Consider the following 20,498-nt stretch of genomic DNA (forward strand, 5'->3'; position numbering starts at 1 on the left):
GGAAAGACGTGGGCATCGAATGCGCCATTCAAGAATTCCGAAACGGACACCGGGATGAGCATTCAAGATTAGTGAATCGCCTCTTCGCCTTCTTGCCGTTCTCCGATGGGGGAGGGGAGGGCAAAATGGATCGCACATCGACGGCCAACCCCATCGACGGCCAACCCCATCGACGGCCAACCCCATCGACGGCCAACCCCATCGACGGCCAACCCCATCGACGGCCGACCCCATCGACAGCCAGTCCGATCGAGACGGCAAACCAGAACCGGAGACTATCGTGAAATACCTCAAGACACTGGCGGCCAGCGGGGTGCTGGCCACGGTGGGGCTGGCCGGCGCCGCCCATGCCGCCTATCCCGACAAGCCAATCAGGCTGGTCGTGGGTTTTCCCGCGGGGGGCGCGTCGGACGTGGCCGCCCGCGCCATCGCCGCCAAGATGGGCGCCCTGCTGGGCCAGGCCATCATCATCGAGAACAAGGCCGGCGCCGCCAGCAACATCGGCTCCGACTATGTGGCCAAGGCGGCGCCCGATGGCTATACCGTGCTGTTCGGCACGATCTCGCTGGCGGTCAATCCCAGTCTTTATCCCAAGCTCAGCTACGACCCCTTGAGGGACCTGGCTCCGGTGGCGCAGGTCGCCTCCACGCCCTTCCTGCTGGTGGTCAATCCCAATACGCCGTACCACTCGGTGGCGGACCTCATCGCCGCCGCGAAGAAGCCCTCGGACAAGCCCATTTATTTCGCCAGCGCGGGCAACGGCTCGGGCGCGCACTTGTTCGCCGAGCTGTTCAACAGCCAGGCCGGCATCAAGATGCAGCACGTGCCCTATCGCGGCGCGGCGCCCGCCATGTCCGACGTGCTGGGGGGCCAGGTTCCCCTGACCTTCGACAACATCGTGACCACCTTGCCGCTGGTCAAGGGCGGCAAGCTGCGCGCGCTGGCCGTCACCACCAAGACGCGCTCCAGGGCGGCGCCCGATGTCCCCACCGTGGCCGAGGCGGGCGTGCCGGGCTACGACGCCACGGCCTGGTTCGGCCTGTTCGCGCCTGCCGGCACGCCGGCCGCGGTCATCCAGAAGTTGAGCGCCACGGCCGCGCAAGCGACGCAAGCGCCCGAGGTGCGCGCCGCGCTGGAGGCCGTCGGCTGCGACCCCATGGGCACCAGCCCCAAGGAATTCGACGCCTTCTTCCGGTCGGAAGTGCGGAAGTGGGCCAAGGTCGTCGACGAAGCCCACGTCCATGTGGACTGATCATCAACCCGTTTCATACAGCGATGTGACATGAAAATCTGGCATCAAAGCTTTACCGTTCTCAGCGACCTCGGTCCGTACAGCGACGCGCTCAAGCGGCATTTCGCCAAGGTGGCGCGGCCCGGTACACAGGTCGACATGCATGGCATGCAGGTCGGCACCTACCGCAGCAATTATCCGGGCACGGATATCCGCCATGTGGCTTTCCAGTATGTGCATGCCCTGCAATTCATGGCGTCCGCGGTGCAGGCCCAGGAGCAGGGCTACGACGTCTACGCCCTGAGCACCCTGCCCGAGCCGGCCTTGCGCGAAAGCCGCAGCCTGGTGGATATTCCGGTGGTGGGCTACGGCGAATCGGCGATGCTGACGGCGTGCATGCTGGGCCGCAAGTTCGGCGTGCTGCTGTTCATCGACGATATGAACGAGCTGATCGCCGAGAACGCGAAGAATCACGGCCTGGAATCGCGGTTCGCCGGCGCGGTGCCGGTGGGCTTCACCTTCAACGACGTGCTCAAGGGTTTCGGCGACCCCACCGAGCTGATCGAGCGCTTCCAGGCGGCCGCGCGCAAGCTGATCGCGCGGGGAGCCGATGTCATCATCCCCGGCGAGGCGCCCCTGAACGTGCTGCTGGCGCAGAACGGCATCGTCGAAGTGGACGGCGTGCCCATCCTCGATTCCCTGGCCGCCTGGATCAAGCAGGCCGAGGCCATGCATGACCTGCGCACCGTGTGCGGCATCAAGTCCTGCCGCAAGGGGTACTACCATCGGCCGCCGGAGGCCGATCGGGTCAATGAGGTTTTTTCTTTCTACGGTCTGGACCGACTGCAACCATCGTCGTGACGCTGGGGCGGCGCCGCGCGTCGAAGATTTCCAGCAGGAAATCGATGAAGGCGCGCACCTTGGGCGCCGCGAACCGCGACTTTACCGTCACGGCATGGAAGGTGCGCTTGCTGGTCTGCCAGTCGGGGAAGAGTTCGACCATCTGGCCCTGCTTCACCAGGTCGCTGACGAAGACATCCAGGACGCAGATCAGGCCCACGTCCTGCAAGGCGGCCTGGATCAAGGCCGCGGTGTTGTTGAAGCTGAGCGGCCCGGCGGGGTTCACCACCGCCTCGTCGCCGTCCTTGGCGAAGCGCCAGGGATTGGGCGCATGATTGCCTTCGGCGAACAGCCCCAGGCAGCGGGCCGGGTCCAGGTCGCGCGGCGTGGCGGCGCGCATGGCGCCCACGGTCTCCGGCGTGCCGCACACCACGTATTGCGCCTCGTAGATGGGGCGGCCCACCAGGTCGGCGTCTTCCACGCGGTCCATGCGGATGGCCACGTCGGTGGCGCGTTCTATCAGGTTGTGCGGATCGTTGGTCAGCGAGACGGAAACGGACAGGCCAGGGTGGCGGCGCGTCAGTTCGACCAGGGCCGGGCACAGCAGGTTCTGGCCGATGGCGAAAGGCGCTTCCACGCGCAGCGGGCCGACCACGTCGCTGCCCTGCCGCTTCACATCCGTCTCGGCCCGCGCCACGCTGCGCAGGATCTCCTGGCAATGCGGCAGGAAGATCCGTCCCTCTTCGGTCAGGTGCAGGTGCCGCGAATTGCGCTGGATCAGCGTGGCGCCCAGGTGCGCCTCCAGGTTGCGCAGGCTGGTGGTAACCGTGGCGTTGGCGAGATCCAGCGATTCGGCCGCCCGCGAGAGGCTGCCGCATTCCATGACGCGCACGAACACCTCCATGGCCCATAGCTTGTCCATGTGTCTCCTTTCGATTTTTTCTAATCGCGCATTAGCCGCCGAGGGCTAACAAGCAGGCAAGCAGCATCCTACTCTATCGAGTGTAGCGCCGACGCATACGGCGCAGATGCCTATTTACCCGAGGATGGAGAGCATGGAACGTACATTCGATGTCGTGGTGGCCGGTTGCGGCGTGGCGGGCCTGTCGGCGGCCGTGGCGGCGGCCGAGCGAGGCCTGGCGGTGGCGGTGCTGGAACGCGCCAGCCGCGCCGATCGCGGCGGCCAGAGTCGCTATACCGAGGCCTATCTACGCATGAAGGCCATCGACCAGGTGTCCGATGATTTCGAAACGCACCTTGCCGAGAACGCCGGCGTCTACATGGACCCCGATTTCGCGGCCGAGATGGTGCAGGGACGGGAGTCGTGGTCGCATGCGGCGCGTACGCTGTCCGTGCTGGATCCCGAACTGATAGGCTGCTTCGCCGATAGCGTGCCGGACACCATCGCGTGGCTGCAAGGCATGGGCGTGAAGTTCGACTTCCTGCCCACGCAGTTCCTGACCAAGACGCAACCGCGCCTGCTGCCGGTGGGCGGCGGCGAGGCGCTGGTCGAGGCACTCGCCGCCCGGGCCGAGCGCCTGGGGGTGACTTTCCTGTACCAGACCACCGCGCGGCGCCTGCTGCTGGACGAGGATGGCGCGGTGCAGGGGCTGCTCGTCCATCACGCGCAGGACGGCGGCATGCGACTGAAGGGCGCGGTGGTGCTGGCCTGCGGCGGCTTCGAGGGCAATCCGGCGCTGTTGGCCAAGTACATGGGGCCCCGCTCGGTCTACCTGCGCCCGGTGTGCAAGGGCGGATACTTCAACCGCGGCGAGGGTATCGAGATGGCGTTGGAGGCCGGCGCGGCGCCCAGCGGCGAATTCGGCAGTTACCATGCCGAGCCGGTCGACCCCCGTTCGGGAGTGTCCGAGCCGTCCATCTTCATCTTTCCCTACGGCGTGCTCGTCAACAAGGCGGGGCAGCGCTTCACCGACGAGGCGCCGGGCACGGTCGACGCCTACTACGAGCGCGTCACGCGCCGCATCTACGAACAGGACCAGGGCATCGCGTATGTCGTCCTGGACCAGCGCGTGAAGGAGGTGCCCAACTATCGCCTGGCCATCCGCACCGACCAGCCTGCCATCGAGGCCGATACGCTTTCCGCGCTGGGCGCCAGGCTGGGCCTGCCCGAAGGCGCGCTGGAGGCGACGGTTGAGCGCTACAACGCGGCCTGCCCCACGGAAACCGGCTTCAAGCCGCTGGAGCTCGATGGCCTGGCCACCCAGGGCCTGGCGCCCAGGAAGTCGAACTGGTCGCGCCGCATCGAGCAGGGGCCCTTCATGGCCTATCCCATCATCTCGTCGAATGTGTTCACGTTCGGCGGATTGAAGATCAATCCTTCCGGGCAGGTGCTCGACACGGACGGCAATCCCATGAAGAACCTCTACGCGGCGGGCGAGATCGTGGGCACGTACTACACCAACTACACCGGCGCGACGTCGGTGCTGAAGGGTCTGGTATTCGGCCGCCGGTCGGCCAACCATATCGCGGACGCCCGCTAGGCAAGGCCGGCCATGGCAGCGGACACCGTATCGTTAAGCGCCGAACTGGCGCGGGCCCTGTTGCAGGCGCGCCATGCCGGCGTGCCGGCGGATATGCGGGCCAAGACGCGCCTGCACATCGCCGACTCGCTGGGCATCGCGCTGGCCGCGCGGCGGACGGCGCTGGGCAGGCAGGTCATCGACGGCCTGCTGGCGGGCCATGGCGCGGGAAGCAGCGGCCTGGTCGGCGGCGGCAAGGCCGCGCCGCTGGCGGCCGCCTTCATCAACGCGTCGCTGATCCATATCCTCGACTACGACGACATCCACGATGTCGGCCGTCTGCATCCCAGTACCTGCGTGCTGCCCGCCGCCATGGCGGCCGCCGGACTGGTGGGCGCCGGGGACGACGCGGTGATCGACGCGGTGGCGCTGGGCAGCGAGCTCATGTGCCGGCTGGGCGTCATCTGCGCGCCGCAGGGCGAAGGCCCCGGGGCGGAATGGTTCCTCACACAGCTGTTCGGGTACCTGGGCGCCGGCGTCGCGGCGGGCCTGGTGCTGGGCCTGGACCAGCGCCAGCTGGTCTCCACCCTGGGCCTGGCCTATATGCAGCTGGCCGGCGGCAAGGAGGCGGGCTTTGGCACCGGCGCGACGGCGCGCGGCATCTATCCGGCATTCGCGGCGCAGGGCGGCTTGCAGGCGGCCCTGCTGGCACGCGCCGGCGTGACGGGGCCGGCCGGCGCGATGGACGGCGCCGCCGGGTTGTTCCGGCTTTACCTGGCCGGCGCCCTGGCGTCGCGGCAGCGCGCCATGCTGCTGGATTTTTCGACCTGGCACGCGCGGGACGTGGATATCAAGCCCTGGCCCAGCTGCCGCCTGTCGCACCCTTATGTCGCGGTCGCCATGGCGGCTCGCGACGCCTGCCTGGCGCACCCCGAGGCGCGCGTGCGGGTGGCGGTCAATCCCTCGTCCGGACGCCTGTGCCGGCCGCTGGCCCAGCGCCGCCGGCCCGCTACCTTGCAGGACGCCAAGTACAGCATTCCCTTCATGACGGCCTACACGCTGGTGCATGGGGCGCCCACGCTGCAAGGCTTCGCGCCCCACGTGCTGGCGGACGAGGCAGTTCTTGGCATGGCCGGTCGCATCGAACTGGAGGACGGCCTGCCCGACAACCCGGGGCATCCGCAGGCGGTGCTGACCTTGCTGGACGGGGGCCGGATCGTCCGGCAGGCGCATTTCGCGGCGCGGGACCTGCATGTCGACGAAGCGCTCGCCAGGAAGAAGTTCGAGGACTGCCTGCAATACGCCTCCCGGTCCGTGCAGGCCGGGCCGTTATGGAGCGCGCTTGCGCAAGGCCGCGTGCGCGCGGCATTCGACATGGCTTTCAAGGAATCGTGATGATGATGTACAGCGCTGATCTTTTCGCCGGCCGCGTGGCCCTGGTGACCGGGGGCGCCGGCGGCATAGGACGGGCCGTCAGCACCGCCCTGGCGGCCCATGGCGCGCGGGTGGCCGCCGCTGACCGCGTTGCGTTCGAACCGCCCGTGCCCGGCGTGCAGGGCTGGTCCCTGGATGTCGCGCGGCGCGAGGACGTGGCGCGCTGCATGGACGACGTGGTGGCACGCCTGGGCCGGCTGGACATCCTGGTGAACGTCGCCGGTATCGTCTCCATGGGCAGCGCCGAAACGCTGGCCGAGGAGGAGTGGGACCGCGTCATCGATATCAACCTCAAGGGCACCTTCCTGTGCTGCCAGGCCGCCATCGGACATATGAAACGCGCCGGAGGCGGGCGTATCATCAACCTGGGCTCGGTCATCGGCAAGAATGGCGGCAACCCCCGTCCCTGGCTGGACCCACGCGAACAGGAGCGCGCCAGCAATGTCGCCTATGGCGCGTCCAAGGCCGGCGTGCACATCATGACGGCATTCCTGGCCAAGGAGCTGGCCTCGGCCAATATCACGGTCAACGCCGTGGCGCCGGGCCCGGTGGCCTCGGCGATGACCACCGGTTTCCCTTCGGCCTTGCGCGACCTGATTCCCATGGGCCGTATGGGCGCGGCCGACGAGGTCGCGGCGGCGGTGCTGTTCCTGGCCGCGCCGCAGTCCGGCTTCGTCACCGGCGAGATACTGGATGTCAATGGCGGCATCTGGTGCGACTGAATTCGGTACGCCGGGTCCGGCACGCCTGAAATCCATCAGCCTTCTCTCCTACAACCTTCCACTCCGACATAAAGGCAGATTCAACCATGCAACAACCGCAAGCGCTTTTCCTGGTCCTGGACATGCAGAACGATCTGGTGCACGCCGACGGCCCCAATGGCAAGAGCCCGCTGGGCGAACAGGTGCGCGAGCGCCAGGTGATTGCCCGGACGGCCAAGGCCATTGCCCGTGCGCGCGCCGCCGGTATCGCCGTGGGTTTCGTGCGCGTCGGCTTTTCGGAGGGCTATCCGGAATGCCCGCAAGGCTCGCAGGTGTTCTCGGCCGCGCCGCAGCACGGGCTGTTCAAGCTGGGCGCCTGGGGCACCGAAATCCATCCCGAACTGGAACAGAAGGTGGGCGACATCCAGGTGGTCAAGCACCGCGTCAGCCCGTTCTACTCGACGACGCTGGAAGCCCAGCTGCGCGCCAAGCATATCCAGCGCATCTATTTTTCCGGCGTGTCCACCCAGGCCGTGGTGCAGGCCACGGCGCGCGACGGGCACGACCGCGACTACGAGATGATCCTGCTCGAAGACCTGTGCGCCGCGCATAGCGCCCAGGAGCACGCCAACTCGGTCGGCAGCATTGCCCGCTTCTGCAAGTCCGAGAACAGCGAGGCCGTGGTGTTCGCCCACCCCTGAGCCGGTTCGGAAAGGAAGGATAGACAGTGAAAATCTGGCATCAGAGCTTCACCGACCTGGACGTGTTTCCCCGCTATCGGCAGACCTTGCAGGCGCATGCCGATGCGGTCATGGGCGAGCGGGCGCAAGTCGTCGTGCATGGCCTGCGTCCCGGAACCTATCCTCCCGGCGTGGCGCCCATGAGCGTCAATAGCAGCGCGGGCATGCGCATGCTCAACGCGCGCCAGGTCTGCGACGCGGCGCTGGCCGCGCAGGCCGCCGGCTACGATGCGTTCGCGCTGGGGTGCTTCTTCGATCCCGGCCTGGTCGAGGCGCGCTCCCTGGTCGACATACCCGTGGTCAGCCTGACCGAAAGCTGCCTGCTGACCGCATGCTCATTGGGGCGCAAGGTCGGCATGATCGCGCTGACGCCCTTCCAGAAGATGCAGACGGAAGACCTGGCGGCGCAGTATGGCCTGTCCGGCCGCCTGTCGGGCGTGGTGGCCATGAGTCCGGCGGTCAACCTGTTCGACCTGGAGGGCGACGAGGCCGCGGCGGTCTCCATCGGCAAGCGTTTCGTCGACGCATGCCGGCTTGCCCTGGACCAGGGGGCCGAAGTCATCATCCCGGGCGATGGCGTGCTGAACGAATTCCTGGTGCGGCGCCGGCTGTTGTCGGTGGACGGGGCGGCGGTACTGGACGCGCTGGGCGTGCTGTTCCACCACGCGGCCTTTTTCGCCGGCGCCCGCGCCGCGGGCTGCCTGGATATCAGCCGCCGGCAGCTCTATGCGCAGCCTACCGAGGCCATGACGGCCCATGCCCGCCAGGCGCTGGGCGTGCGGGCCTGGCGGGAAGAGGAATTCTCGGGCCGCGCCACATAGTGTGCCGCCTGCCGGCGTTGTCCACCAGCGTTGTCCGCCGGCGCCGCCTGGCTATGGCTTGCAAGGCGTCGCCGGCCAACGGTCGGCGGTTTCACCCATCAGTTGGTCATTTCCACGCCGGCGTCCTTGATTACCTTGCCCCAGCGGGCATAGTCGTCGGCAAGCCGCTTCTGGAAGTCTTGCGGCGTGTCGAGCACCGCGGGCGCCATGGCGGCGTCCGCCAGCAAGGTCTTTACCTTGGGCTGGGACACGGCCTTGCGCAGCGCGGCATCCAGCTTCGCGACGATCGCGTCGGGCGTGCCCGCGGGCGCGAAGATGCCCACCCAGTTCTCGACGTTGAAACCCGGCAGGATTTCTTGCGCCGTCGGCACGTCGGCCAGGAAGTCCACGCGCTTTTCGCTGGTGACGGCCAACGGCGCCAGGCGTTTTTCCTTGATCAGGCTGTACAGGGGCGGCAAGTCCATGACGATGCCGTCGACGTGGGCGCCCAGCGTGTCGGTGACGGCGGGGCCGGCGCCCTTGTAGGGTACGTGAACGATATTGGGCTGGACCTTCCTGAGGAGTTCGATGGTCAGGTGCGGCAGGCCGCCCGTGCCGGAGGACGACAGGGTGACCTGTTGCGTCTTGGCGCGGTCGAGCAGTTCCTTCAGGGTCTTGACGCCGCTCAGCCGGGGACCGACGGCGATGGCTTCCGGCGTCAGCGCCATCATGTTGATGGCCTTGAAGGCCTTGGGCGCATGGAAGGGCGGCGTCGCCATGGTCTGGGGCGCCAGGACGATGGGGCTGATGCTCGACAACAGCAGCGTGTAGCCATCCGGTTCTGACTTGGCGACATGGTCCGCGCCGATGACGCCGCTGGCTCCGGCGCGATTCTCCACCACCACCGACACGCCCAGGGCCTGGCCCAGTTCAGGCGCGATGATGCGCGCGGCGATGTCGTTGGAGCCCCCGGGCGGATAGCCCACCACCAGGCGGATGGGCTTGCCGGGGAAATTGTCCGCGGCCATGGACGGGGCCGTGATCGCCAAGGGCGCCAGCAAGGCCGCGAGCGTGGCCATCTTGCGCAGCGCGCCGCGCCGCGTGGGTTGTGGAATGCGCATGGTTGGTCTCCGTGTCGTTATGAATGATGTGCCGAGGGGCGGGCGCAAGATGTTATTCAAAGTCGGCGATATCGAAGTCACCGGTATCGAAGTCGTCGGTATCAAGGGCAGTGGTATCAAAGGCAGAGATATCGATGGTCAGGCGTCCCCGGGATGATCCAATGCGTTTAACAAGGCCGGCAGCAGGACCTGCCATTCGGCCACGACGCCGGCTTCGGCGACGTTGAAGATATTCGCTTGCTCGTCGTTGTTGATCGCGACGATGCGCGTGTGCGGGTCGATGCCGGCCAGGTGCTGCGGCGTGCCTGAGATGCCGATGGCGAGATAGATGTCAGGGCTCACGTACTTGCCCGATATACCCACCTGGCGCGTCACGGGCGCCCAGCCGGCGTCGACGGCGGGCAGGCTGGCGCCGACCGCGCCGCCCAGCCGCGCCGCGATGTCGTAAAGGATGGGGAAGGCCGCAAGGTCGCCCATGCCGCGCCCGCCGGAGACCACGATGCGCGCGCCATCCAGGCTGGCATGGGGCTCGTTGCGCGGTAGTCGCGTGAGCGGATACGCCGCGCGCGGGACGGGCAGGCCGTCAAGGTCGTGCGCCACCATCGGCCGGCGGCGCGCGGTCGCAGGGGCGGCTCCGGGCGCATGGGCTGCCTCGGTAGCACGGACTGCCTCGGTTGCGTGGACGTCTTGGGGTAGGACTGCTTCAGGCGCGCGGGTTGCCTCGGGCGGAGGGTCAGCCTGGGGCCGCACAGCGGCGATCATCCGCCCTGAGCAGGCCAGGGTGATCGCAAGCCGGTTGCCGTAGGCGCCGCGCCGGGCATGCACAATGCCCTTCGCGTCGAATTCCAGGTGCGCGCAGCGGCCCAGCGGCGCGGCGCCCAGGCGGGCGGCCAGTGCGCCGGCGAAGGCCTCGTTGTCGGGATGGGCGGCCACCAGCATCAGGGCGGACGGGGGCAGGGCGGCCGGGCCGCCGGCCCGCAGCGCAGCGGCGTACACGTCGGCGTATTGCTGCGTTTGCAGCAGGTCCGGCGGCGTCGGGATGAACCATGCCTGGTCCAGGCCGGCAGCTTGCGCGCAGGCCAGGGCCGCTTCGCGCGTCCCGGGAGGGCCGGCCAGCACGGCATGGGCGCTGCCGCCGTGGCGATCGGCGAGCCGCCTGGCCGCGTCCATGAGGGCGCGGTCGGCCGCCGGATCTTCGCCGCAGCCGGGTAGCAGGGCCAGGAGGGTGGGGGTATGGGACATGGCGGACATGATTGGGTCAGTGGGGGGACGCGAGGGCGCGCAGGTAGTCGGCGAGTGCGGCTGCCTGGACCGGCGTCGGGCCGGTGAACAGCCGGCAGGCCTGGGCGCCGCGCGCCGCCGCCGTCGCGGGCGCCGCCTCGGCCAGTGTCGCCCGCGCGGCGCACGGGCGAACGGGGGCCGTGGGCGTGGCGGCGGCCGCGGCGGCGGGCCCCGCGTGGTCGAAAGGCGCCTGGTCGAAAGATGCCTGATCGGAAGACGCCTCGCCCAAAGACACCTCGCCCAAAGACGCCTCGTCGAACGAGGCCTGTTCGAACTTCAGTTGCTTGGCCAGCGCCACGTTCTTCATCAGCGGATGGCGCAGTCGGTTGCTCTTGTCGTTGCTGATGCTGGCCATGGCGGGCGCGGGCACGTCCACCGCCTCGTCCTGTCGCGCGCCGCTGCGCAGCAAGGTCCAGCCGCCGGCCCGTGCCCGCGCCTGCAAGGCCAGGCCCACGTAGGGAAGGCCCCAGGACTCGGCCAGGTAGGCCGGCGTCATGCCGTCGTCCAGGTCGCCATGCTCGCGGCCGATAAGGACGAGGCCGGGCCACGCCTCGCCCTCGCGCAACAGATGGGGGGCATGCCGCGCGAGCCACGCCGGGTTGCCGCGCTGGGCGGCCGGCGGGTTCAAGCCCCGCACCTGGTCAGGCTTGAGCGCGGCGATGGCGCGCATCAGCGCGATGTCGCCCGCGCCGTCGGTGACGACGACGGAGACCCGCGTGGCCGCGCCCTGGTCGCGCAGCTTGAGCGCGATCTCCAGCGCGGCCTCGTCGAAGGGGCTGAGCTTGTAGGAAACCGGCGTGGCGCCGGGCAGGTCGCGCCAGTCCCCCGACGCCGGCCTGGGCAGCGGCTTCCTGGGATCGGCCACGCCTGCTAGGAGTACCGCGATGTGCATGAACGCCTCCTCCGTCTCAGCCGGCCAGCGCGGTGCGCGCCGCGATGCGGCCGAAGATGGCGGCCTTGCCCAGGGCGGAGCCGGTCATGTAGGCGGCGCCGTGCAGGCCGCCGACCACCTCGCCCGCCGCATGCAATCCCGCCAACGGTTCCCCATGGACGTCCAGCACCCGCATGGCGGCATCGACGCACAGGCCGCAGTAGGTGCCGTACACGGCCGCGGTGGAGGGATAGGCGTAGTAGGGGCCCGTCTCTATCTTCACCAGCTTGCCGTGCTGGTGCACCAGGTGGGCGCGGCCGAAATCGGCATCATGCCCGGCGTCCACATAGTCGTTGTAGGTGCGTACGGTGTCGACCAGCACGTCCGCGGGCACCTCGATCATCGCCGCCAGCTCCTCCAGGGTGTCGGCCTGGAGGACCAGGCCTTCTTCGTGGCGCCGCTCGATGTCCAGGATGCGCGTCTGGTTGTCCCCGCTGTCGAAGATGGGCTGGTCGAAGATCTGGAAGGTGGCGCCATAGGGCTGCTGGATGCAGGCGTCGCCCAGCAGCTTGTACGAGATGGATTCGTCGACGTAGCGCTTGCCGTCCTGGTTGACGGCGATGGCGCCCTTGTACACGGCCAGGAGGCTATGGTGGTTGGTCTCGTCGGTGGGGTGCTTGCCGTAGGTGCCCTTGATGTAGATCATGTCGCGGCAGTCGGCGCCCATCTGCTGGGCCATCCTCAGGCCGTCGCCCGTATTGCCGGCGCCGCCGATGAAGACGGCCGTGTCCGCGTTGTACTGGGGCGCATAGCGGTGGATCAATTCGGCGTTCTGGACGAAGCCGCCGCTGGCCAGTACCACGCCGCGGCTGCCCAGCACCGTGAAAGTCGACCCGTCGCGTTGCGCGGTCACGCCGACGATGCGCCCGTCTCGCGGATCGCGGACCAGGCGCAATGCGCGGGTCGACGTCAGAAGCCGGACGCGCCCGGTGCGCCTGGCGCTGGCCGCCAGTGCGCGCACCGCGTCGGCCGGGTCGACATTGTGGACGCGCGGCACGGACTGGCCCGACGATGTTTCGATATGCGGGCCGAACTGCACGCCCGCCGCCTTCAGCCACTCGTAGGTGTCGAGCTGATGGTCGACATAGGCCCGCACCAGGCTCTCGTCGTTCTCGAACTTGCCGACTTCGCGCAGGTCCGTGAACAGCAGTTCGTTCGAGTCCTCGACGCCGTTGGCGCGTTGCAGGTCGGTGCCGGCGAAGGCCAGGCAGCCGCCCGACATGGCCGAGGAGCCGCCGGTCTCGGACTGCTTTTCCAGCAGGATGACGTCGTGGCCGGCCTGGGCGGCTTGCAGCGCGGCCGCGAAGCCGGCCATGCCGGCGCCGACGACCACCAGGGCAGTGTGAAGATCGAGATCGCTCATGGGTGATTCGTGTATGGGATGCAAGGGAAATAAGGTGCCGGCCAGCGCCGCGTGCCGCCTGACGCTGCGCGGGCGGCGCGGCGGGAGGGTGCTCAGGCCTGCGGGGCGCCGCGGGCCAGCGTCGCGGCGTGCGCGCCGGAGATGCGGCCCAGCACCGCGCCGGCGGTCAGGCCGATGCCGCCGGCATACTTGACGTAGTAGAGTCCGCCGACCATCTCGCCGGCCGCGTACAGGCCAGGCAGGGGACGGTCGTCGCCGTCGAGCACCTGGCCGCTGGGATTGACCTTGACACCGGCATACGTGCAGGTGATGCCGCAGGTGACGGCGTAGGCCACGTAGGGGCCGGTGTCCAGCGGATGAGCCCAGTTCGACTTGGGCACGGCCAGGCCGCGCGTGCCGCGCCCGTCCTTGACCGCGGGGTTGAAGGGCACGTCCCGGTCGATGGCGGCATTGAATTCGCGTACGGTCTGCAGGAAGCCGCGCTGGTTGATGCCTTCCATCTGCCCGGCGAGCGCTTCCAGCGTGTCGGCCTGCAGGCGGGTGGCATGCTTGACGCGATATTCGTCGGGCAGCAGGCCTGTCGTCTTGGCGTCGAACACCTGCCAGGCCACGGCGCCGGGCTGGGCCAGCACGCGGGCGCCCATGCCCGAGTAGGTGTAGTTGCGGAAATCCAGCCCTTCGTCGACGAAGCGTCGGCCGTCGGCGTTGACCACGATACCCAGGTTGAAATAGTTCTTCTGCTGGTTGAGCAGGTTGATGTCGCCGAAGGCCGGCGCGTTCAGGTCATAGAAGACGGCATGGCAGCCGGTCCAGTTGCCATGCGCGATGGCGCCGGCGCCCACGGCCATTTCGATGCCGTCGCCGGTGTTGTAGCGCGACCCGCGCACCTTGGCGAGATCCCAGTTCGGGCCCAGGTATTGGGCGCGCCAGCGCACGTTGGCATGGAAGCCGCCGGTGGCCAGCACCACGGCGCGGGCTTGCAGCGCATGCGCCTGTCCGTCCTCTTCCAGGGTGATGGTCCACGCGTCGCCGGTGCGTTCCAGCCCGCGTGCGCGCGCGCCATAGCGCAGGTCCAGGCCAAGGCGCTCGGCGCGTGCGTACAGCGATTGCATGAGCCCCAGTCCGCCGCCGGAAACCTCCACGGTGAGCCCGCCCCAGAACTTGTTCCTGCCGTCGACCTTGAAGGACTGGCGCCCGTAGATGGGCATGAAGCGCACGCCATGGCCGCGCATCCACATCATGGTGGGGAAGCTCTGGCTGACCACGGTGTCGAGCACGTCGGCATCGGCGCGGTAGCCGCTCATGGCCACCGCTTCGTCGTAGAACTGGTCTTCCGTATACGTGCCGAAGTCGCTGTTGGCCAGTTCGTCCTCGCTGAGATCGGGCATCAGCGTCTTCAGGTCGTCGTTACCCTTGTAGGCGATACGGAAGGCGCCGCCGGTGAAGGCGGAGCTGCCGCCGCGATTGTCCTTGGGCGCGCGTTCGATGATGACGACGCGGGCGCCGGCCTCGTGCGCCGACAAGGCGGCGCACAGCGCGGCATTGCCGCCGCCTATGACCGCTACATCGAAGGTGTTCATCGCGTGTCTCCCATCGTTCGTCTCCTCTCCATTCGTCGTCGTTGTGCATCGAGGCGCCTCGGGACGATTGTGCGTCGCGGGGGAAGGCAGGGGAATGCGGCCGGGACGAAAGTGTTTTTCGATTTAATTGAACGTGCGGGAAATCCCCAGGCGTCATGTCCTGGTGCCTGGCCGCGCGGGTAATCCCTGGTATCGCGGGCGCGGGCGGACACGTAGCCCATTGCTAGAATGGCCTGCCGGAGCCTTGATGCTTCGGCGGCGGCGGGCCTGGAAGGCGCCTCGCGTTTCGCAGCCCGCCCTACACAAGGGGCAATGACAATGACGGTACGCATTCCGAAGGCTGCCCTCGCGGCGGCCCTCATGGCGGGGCTTGCGCTGGCGACAGGCGGCGCGCGAGCCCAGGTCCAGAGCCAGGCCCAGGCCCAGGCCCAGACCCTGCGGATAGGACTGGCCTCCGAGCCTACGTCGATGGATCCGCACTATCACCAGGCCACGCCCAACGATGCCTTGTCCGCGCAGGTGTTCGAGACGCTGGTGGCGTCGGACGCCAGGATGAACCTGGTGCCCGGCCTGGCGACGGCGTGGAAGCCCGTGGACGATACGACCTGGGAGTTCACGCTACGCCAGGGGGTCAGGTTCTCCAACGGGCAGCCCTTTACCCCGGAAGACGTGATGTTCACGTTCTGCCGTGTCCTGAACAATCCCCAGGCCATCGCGGGGTCGTACGAGAACGTCGCGAAGAAGATCGCAGCGATGTCCGTGAAGGACGGATCGACGCTGGTGGTGAAGACCAAGGCGCCCTATCCCTTGCTCGCCAACGAGCTTACCCGCATATGGATCCTGTGGAGCGGTATCGCGCAGCACGAGCAGATCCGTTTCGATCCCGCGCACAACTGCGGGGTGACGGGCCCCTGGCCGAAGATGGAGGACTTCAACTCGGGCAAGAACGCGATCGGCACGGGACCGTACACGTTCAAGTCCTTCGTGCGCGGGACGGCGATCACGCTGGCGCGCAACGAGGACTACTGGGGGACGAAACCCGCCTGGAAGGAAGTGCGGATGACGCCCGTGCCCGGTGCGGGGCCGCGGATGACGGGCTTGCTGGCGGGGGATTTCGACCTGATCGAGAATCCGGCGGCACGGGACCTGAAGCGCCTGGACGGCGACAAGAAGCACAAGTACGTCGTTACGCCATCGGTGCGGGTGCTGTTCCTGCAAATGGATGTGGCGCGGTCGCCCAGTCCGCAGGTGCAGGCGCCGGGCGGCGGCAATCCTTTGCAGGATGTGCGTGTGCGCCGGGCGATTTCGATGGCGATCGACCGCAAGACCATCGCGCAGCGCATCATGGACGGCGCGGCCACGCCGGCCAACCAGTTCCTGCCGGACGGCATGTTCGGGGCCTTGCCCCATGCGCCGGAACTCAAGTACGACCCGGCGGCGGCGAAGAAGCTCCTGGCCGAGGCGGGTTATCCGAACGGCTTCTCGATGACGCTGTCGGCGACCAACGACCGCTACATCAACGATGCCGCCGTGGCGCAGGCCGTGGCGCAGTACCTGACGCGGATCGGCATCAAGACGGAAGTGAACGCGATGACCCGGTCCTTGTTCTTTCCCCAGCGGGCCAAGCGCGAATTCAGCTTTGCGATGGGAGGCTGGGGATCGGATACGGGCGAGGCGTCGTCCTTCCTGACGTACTGGGTGACGTCGCTGGACAAGCAGGCCGGCGTGGGCACGAGCAACTACGGTGGATACTCGGATCCGGAGTTCGACAAGGTCTTTCGCCAGGCGATCACGACCGTCGATCCGGGACAGCGCGAGAAACTGCTGCAGCAGGCGGTGCGCCGGGCGATGGACTTGTTACCCAGCATTCCCCTGCATTTCGAAAGCAGCACTTGGGCTTTTCGCGGCGACATCACCTACGAAGGGCGGGCCGACCAGATGACGCTGGCGGCTTCGGCGAAGCCGGTGCGTTGATTTCGGGCCGCTGTCTTTTTTGAGGCCGCGGCGAGCCCGGATGGCTCGCCGCGGTGCCGCGGCTACAGGGGCCTGGCTACAGTGCCCTTGCCACAGTGCCCTTGCTACAGCGGCTTGATCGCCAGGTCGCCCCGGTATACCGTATTCGCCAGCGTCTCGGCGTGGGCCAGGTAGGGATCCGGCTCGGTGGGCAGCCCTAGCGACAGCGTGTGCCCGGCCAGCTCGCGGCAGGTCATGAAGCGCACGTTGCCCAGCTGCTTGATTTCGGTAAGCAGGGTATCGAGGATGGCGATGCGGGCGGCGCGTGTGGAGCCGAAATCGCCGCGCAGGTTCAGGGTGATCGGGATCAGAACGCCTTCGGCGTGCATGGCCTGGATCTCGTCGCGCCAGATGGCCTGCAGGCGGGCGTGGGTATGGCGCGCGGAGTAGATGGGCGCGTCGTCCAGGGCGTAGGTGGACGGCAGTTCGACGATCCGCCGCCCGCCGGCCAGGCCGTACACATAGGGATAGTCCGCATCCTGGAAGGTGGCGTCATAGAGAAAGCCCGCGTCGGCGAGGTGCCCCAGCGTACGCGAGGAAAGTTCTCCGCCCGGCGCGCGAAAACCCACGGGCGCGGCGCCGGTGATGTCGGCGAGGATGGCGCGCGAACGCGCGAGGACATCGGCTTCCTTGTCTCCCAGGGTGGCGAAGTTCTCCAGGTCGATGCCGCGCGCCGCGATTTCGTGGCCGTTGGCGGCCAGTTCGCGCACCAGGTCGGGATGACGCCGGGCGTCGCCGCCCGGGACGAAGAACGTGGCGGGCACGCCATGGCGGGAAAACAGGTCCAGCAGGCGGGGAAAGCCCGCCCGCACCGCGTAGCGGCCATAGGAATAGCGGCCGAACATGCGTTCGGCGGATGTTTCCTTGAGATCGAAGGTTTCGGCGTCGAAGTTCACGGTCAGCAAGACCACCGTGCGGGCGCCTTGGGGCCAGGTATGGGTGTTCATGCGAAGGAGACCTCTTCCAGGTTGTCGCGGTGCTGCTGGCACCATTGCGCGAAAGCGCGGTATTCCATGAACCGCACGCCATCATGGCCTTTCATGTAGGTGATCAGGTCCGACAGGATGCGCGTGTGCGCGGGCGTGCCCGACCCCCAGCCGGCGCGCGGATGCAGCGACAGCACGAAGAAGCGGTCGACGCCGTAGATGGCGTCGAACTCCGCCTTCCACTGCGCCAGGACTTCCGATGGCGGCGTGTGGCTGAATTTGTAGAAGGGGAAATCGTCCAGGCTATAGGTGTTGTTGGGCAGTTCGACGATGACGTCGTCCTGGCCCTGGCCGAAGCGCAGCCGGTAGGGACGGTCGTAGTCCTTGTCGCTGGAGTCGTAGATATAGCCCATGGATTTCAGGACCGCCATGGTGCGGTCGCTCTTGCGTCCGGACGGCGATCGCCATCCCAGCACGGGCTTGCCGACGACATCGTGCAGGATGCGGTCGGTCTTGCGCAGCAGCGCCTCTTCTTCCTCCACGCCCAGTTCCCACGCTTCGTGCAGATAGCCGTGGGCGGCGACCTCATAGCCGTTGCGGTCGATCTGCTCGACGATGGCGGGATGGCGCTCGGCGTCATAGCCCGGGATGAAGAAGGTGCCCTTGATGTCGTGGCGCGCGAGCATGTCCATGTGGCGGGGCACGCCGCAGCGCGCCGAGTAATTGCCCCAGGAATGCTTGCCCAGCGGGGCGATGCCGCGGCCGACTTCGTGGCTGGGACCGTCGAAGTCGATGCCGATCAGCACCACGCAACGCATGTCTTCGGGAAAAGTCGTTCTTTGTCTCATCGCTGTCCCTTCCTGTGGATCAATCCAGCTTGATGTTGGCGTCGCGCACCACGGCGCCCCACTTCGCGCGCTCGTCGGCGAGGAAGCGGGTGAACTCGGCCGGCGGCATGTGCGCGATGTCGAAGGAGCGCGCGCGCATGGTGGCCTGGAATTCCGGCGTCTTGTAGACCTTGTCGATCGCCTTGTAGAGCGTGTCGACGACGGCGGGCGGCAGGTTCGCCGGACCGAACAAGCCTATCCAGCCCACCGCGCTGAAGCCCGGATAGCCCGATTCGGCAATGGTCGGGACGTCGGGCAGCACCGCATTGCGCTTGAGATCGGTGGTGGCGAGGGGGCGCACCTTGCCGGCCTTGATATTGGGCTGCTGCGTGCCGACCAGGTCCAGCATGAAGTCCAGGCGGCCGGCCAGCAGGTCCGTGGTGGCCTGGCCCGCGCCGTTGTAGGGAACGGCGGCGGCCTGGATGTCCGCATCGCGCTTGAACTTTTCCACCGCAAGATGCGAGGAGCTGCCGACCGTCGTGACGCCGTAGTTCAGCTTGCCGGGATTCTTCTTGGCGAGGTCGACCAGTTCCTTCAGCGTATGGACCTTGGACGATTCCGGCACCACCACGACGTTGTCGAAGGTGACCAGCACGGAGATGGGCGTGAAGTCCTTGACCGGGTCGTAGGGCAGCTTGGAGTAGAGGAACTGGTTCGCGCCGTGCGTGCCGGTCGACCCGACCAGCAGCGTATAGCCGTCCGGCTTGGACTGACCGACGAAGGCCGCGCCGATGCCGCCGCCGGCGCCGGGGCGGTTCTCGACGACGATGGTCTGGCCCAGTTCCTTGCCCACGTCCTGCGCGATGATGCGGGCCATGATGTCCGTGCCGCCGCCGGCCGCGAAGGGCACGATCAGGCGGATGGCGTGGTTCGGATAGCCGTCCGCCGCGGCGGACAGGCCGGGCACGGCCAGCAGGGCGGCGGCGGCCGTGCCGGCCGCCAGGCGCAGGAAACGGGTGGTGAGGGTGGATGTCATGACGGATTCCCCTGGTCTTGTGATGGTGCGTCGTGGATCGTGTTGGGCAGGTGCCGGTCGGGCTATTTGCGTCGCGGCAGGTCGTAGCGGGTGAAAGTAGGATCGAGCGCGGGCAGGTTGGCGACTTCCATGTAGCCATGCGCCGGTTGCATGATGACGGTCGATACCGTGGCGCTGCGGGTGGCGCGCCCGAAGTCGCCGCGCGGCGGACGGCAGACCGACCAGGGCGATTGGTAGTCGTCCAGCAGCGCGCGCTTGACGTCGTCCACCGTGATCCGGCCGACGTGCGGCGCCAGTAATTCGCGCACGCGCTGCTCGCGGTACAGCGTGCAGGGCGAGAAGGCGATGCCCATGTCCTTGAGCTTGGTCAGCGCGACGGGACTGAGCCAATGGTTGGAATGCACCAGCAGGCCGCCTTCGGGATGCAGCTGGAAGGTCTCGTCGGGCGCGCATTCGAAGTTGATGATCACGCCGCCGATATGGGCCACCGCCATGTTGTTGGACCCGGTCTTGGGCGTCGCATACACGGCGTGCATGGCGTGCGCGACGAACTCGCTTTCCAGGGCCTTGCGGCGGATCAGCGGCAGGGGCACGCCGATCTGGCGGTAATCGCGGTCGGACTCCAGGTTGTTGCCGGTGATGGAGATGCCGGCGGCGTTGAAGCCGGATCGCGCCAGCATGCCGGCTTCGGTGAAGGTCAGCAGGTCGGGGCCGTCCTCGCGCAGGATGCGCAGCACCACGCCGGTCTCGGCGCACTCTTCCTTCCAGTCCCAGTTCTGCGCATGTATCAGTTCGCCGTCCCGGGTGGCGTCGCGCGTGACCTTGACCGACGTGCAGCCGTCGTTGGTTTCGGCCAGCAGGCGGGCGCGCAGCTCGGGGCGGACGGCCAGTTTCATGACTTCGGTGCGCGCGTTGAGCAGGAAAATATCTTCCAGCCGCACGCCGGCGCCGTCGGCGATGCCTTGCATTTCGGTGAGGTAGTTCTCGTCGAACTTGCGGACGACGGGGATATACCCGCGAATGACCTTGTCGATCTCCTCGGGCGGCATCCGCAGGCGCGCCGCCTGTTCGCTGTAGTGCGCGATGGACCGCGCGATGCGTTGTTTCGCCTGTTCGCCGTATGCGCGGCCGCGCGCCAGCGGCGTGCCGGCGATCTCATACAAGGGAAACGGCGTCTGGGGCTGCCTGCTCATC

18 protein-coding genes are annotated in these 20,498 nt (G+C 67.7%); 8 read left to right on the plus strand and 10 right to left on the minus strand.

Going from position 1 to position 20,498, the window contains the following annotated elements; all coding sequences use genetic code 11:
• Positions 1-280 precede the first annotated feature (280 nt).
• Positions 281-1,252, plus strand: coding sequence for a tripartite tricarboxylate transporter substrate binding protein (locus tag C7R54_RS14815; protein ID WP_240039533.1), 972 nt, complete (start codon positions 281-283; stop codon positions 1,250-1,252).
• Positions 1,253-1,282: 30 nt separating this feature from the next.
• The gene (locus tag C7R54_RS14820) at positions 1,283-2,092 is read left to right on the plus strand and encodes an aspartate/glutamate racemase family protein (RefSeq protein ID WP_129151220.1); all 810 of its coding nucleotides are present in this window, start codon (positions 1,283-1,285) and stop codon (positions 2,090-2,092) included.
• On the opposite strand, the gene C7R54_RS14825 is transcribed toward C7R54_RS14820, so the two are convergent.
• Positions 2,040-2,993: a LysR family transcriptional regulator gene (locus C7R54_RS14825; protein ID WP_129151221.1), complete on the minus strand. Its 954-nt coding sequence runs from the start codon at positions 2,991-2,993 to the stop codon at positions 2,040-2,042. The genes C7R54_RS14820 and C7R54_RS14825 overlap by 53 nt on opposite strands.
• 133 nt (positions 2,994-3,126) lie before the next feature.
• On the opposite strand from C7R54_RS14825, the gene C7R54_RS14830 reads away from it, so the two are divergent.
• The 5 genes from C7R54_RS14830 (at position 3,127) to C7R54_RS14850 (ending at position 8,247) form a co-directional block, all read left to right on the plus strand.
• On the plus strand, positions 3,127-4,572 hold the full coding sequence (locus tag C7R54_RS14830) for an FAD-dependent oxidoreductase (protein ID WP_129151222.1): 1,446 nt from the start codon (positions 3,127-3,129) through the stop codon (positions 4,570-4,572).
• A 12-nt stretch (positions 4,573-4,584) separates the two neighbouring features.
• Positions 4,585-5,946, plus strand: a complete 1,362-nt coding sequence (locus C7R54_RS14835; protein ID WP_129151223.1) for an MmgE/PrpD family protein — start codon at positions 4,585-4,587, stop codon at positions 5,944-5,946.
• Complete coding sequence (locus tag C7R54_RS14840; RefSeq protein ID WP_204524340.1) at positions 5,946-6,707, plus strand: SDR family NAD(P)-dependent oxidoreductase; 762 nt, start codon at positions 5,946-5,948, stop codon at positions 6,705-6,707. Before C7R54_RS14835 ends, C7R54_RS14840 begins: the two co-directional genes overlap by 1 nt.
• An 86-nt stretch (positions 6,708-6,793) precedes the next feature.
• Positions 6,794-7,387, plus strand: a complete 594-nt coding sequence (locus C7R54_RS14845; RefSeq protein WP_129151224.1) for a cysteine hydrolase family protein — start codon at positions 6,794-6,796, stop codon at positions 7,385-7,387.
• Positions 7,388-7,413: 26 nt separating this feature from the next.
• Positions 7,414-8,247: an aspartate/glutamate racemase family protein gene (locus C7R54_RS14850; protein ID WP_129151225.1), complete on the plus strand. Its 834-nt coding sequence runs from the start codon at positions 7,414-7,416 to the stop codon at positions 8,245-8,247.
• 98 nt (positions 8,248-8,345) lie between these two features.
• Here C7R54_RS14850 and C7R54_RS14855 read toward each other — a convergent pair whose 3' ends face one another.
• From C7R54_RS14855 to tcuA, 5 genes are all read right to left on the minus strand, one after another.
• The gene (locus tag C7R54_RS14855) at positions 8,346-9,347 is read right to left on the minus strand and encodes a Bug family tripartite tricarboxylate transporter substrate binding protein (RefSeq protein WP_129151226.1); all 1,002 of its coding nucleotides are present in this window, start codon (positions 9,345-9,347) and stop codon (positions 8,346-8,348) included.
• Positions 9,348-9,485: 138 nt separating this feature from the next.
• Positions 9,486-10,598: an electron transfer flavoprotein subunit alpha/FixB family protein gene (locus tag C7R54_RS29045; protein WP_204524341.1), complete on the minus strand. Its 1,113-nt coding sequence runs from the start codon at positions 10,596-10,598 to the stop codon at positions 9,486-9,488.
• A 7-nt stretch (positions 10,599-10,605) separates the two neighbouring features.
• Entirely contained in the window at positions 10,606-11,520 is a 915-nt protein-coding gene (locus C7R54_RS14865; RefSeq protein ID WP_129151227.1) for a hypothetical protein, read from the minus strand.
• A gap of 16 nt (positions 11,521-11,536) precedes the next feature.
• Positions 11,537-12,922: an FAD-dependent oxidoreductase gene (locus C7R54_RS14870; RefSeq protein WP_129151228.1), complete on the minus strand. Its 1,386-nt coding sequence runs from the start codon at positions 12,920-12,922 to the stop codon at positions 11,537-11,539.
• Between the two features lie 92 nt (positions 12,923-13,014).
• Positions 13,015-14,502 carry an FAD-dependent tricarballylate dehydrogenase TcuA gene (gene tcuA, locus C7R54_RS14875; RefSeq protein ID WP_129151229.1) on the minus strand — a complete coding sequence of 496 codons (1,488 nt, stop codon included), beginning with the start codon at positions 14,500-14,502 and terminating at the stop codon, positions 13,015-13,017.
• A gap of 318 nt (positions 14,503-14,820) precedes the next feature.
• Here tcuA and C7R54_RS14880 point away from each other — a divergent pair, with 318 nt between their 5' ends.
• On the plus strand, positions 14,821-16,476 hold the full coding sequence (locus tag C7R54_RS14880) for an ABC transporter substrate-binding protein (protein ID WP_129151230.1): 1,656 nt from the start codon (positions 14,821-14,823) through the stop codon (positions 16,474-16,476).
• Positions 16,477-16,580: 104 nt separating this feature from the next.
• Here C7R54_RS14880 and C7R54_RS14885 read toward each other — a convergent pair whose 3' ends face one another.
• From C7R54_RS14885 to C7R54_RS14900, 4 genes are all read right to left on the minus strand, one after another.
• The gene (locus C7R54_RS14885) at positions 16,581-17,462 is read right to left on the minus strand and encodes a polysaccharide deacetylase family protein (protein WP_158021212.1); all 882 of its coding nucleotides are present in this window, start codon (positions 17,460-17,462) and stop codon (positions 16,581-16,583) included.
• Positions 17,459-18,289 carry a polysaccharide deacetylase family protein gene (locus C7R54_RS14890; RefSeq protein WP_129151232.1) on the minus strand — a complete coding sequence of 277 codons (831 nt, stop codon included), beginning with the start codon at positions 18,287-18,289 and terminating at the stop codon, positions 17,459-17,461. Before C7R54_RS14890 ends, C7R54_RS14885 begins: the two co-directional genes overlap by 4 nt.
• Before the next feature lie 19 nt (positions 18,290-18,308).
• Positions 18,309-19,304 (minus strand): Bug family tripartite tricarboxylate transporter substrate binding protein, encoded by a 996-nt coding sequence (locus tag C7R54_RS14895; RefSeq protein WP_129151233.1) that lies wholly within the window; start codon positions 19,302-19,304, stop codon positions 18,309-18,311.
• Between the two features lie 62 nt (positions 19,305-19,366).
• Entirely contained in the window at positions 19,367-20,497 is a 1,131-nt protein-coding gene (locus C7R54_RS14900; RefSeq protein ID WP_129151234.1) for a C45 family autoproteolytic acyltransferase/hydrolase, read from the minus strand.
• Position 20,498 lies beyond the last annotated feature (1 nt).

The organism is Achromobacter aloeverae (genome assembly GCF_004121055.1).
Lineage (GTDB): Bacteria > Pseudomonadota > Gammaproteobacteria > Burkholderiales > Burkholderiaceae_B > Bordetella_C > Bordetella_C aloeverae.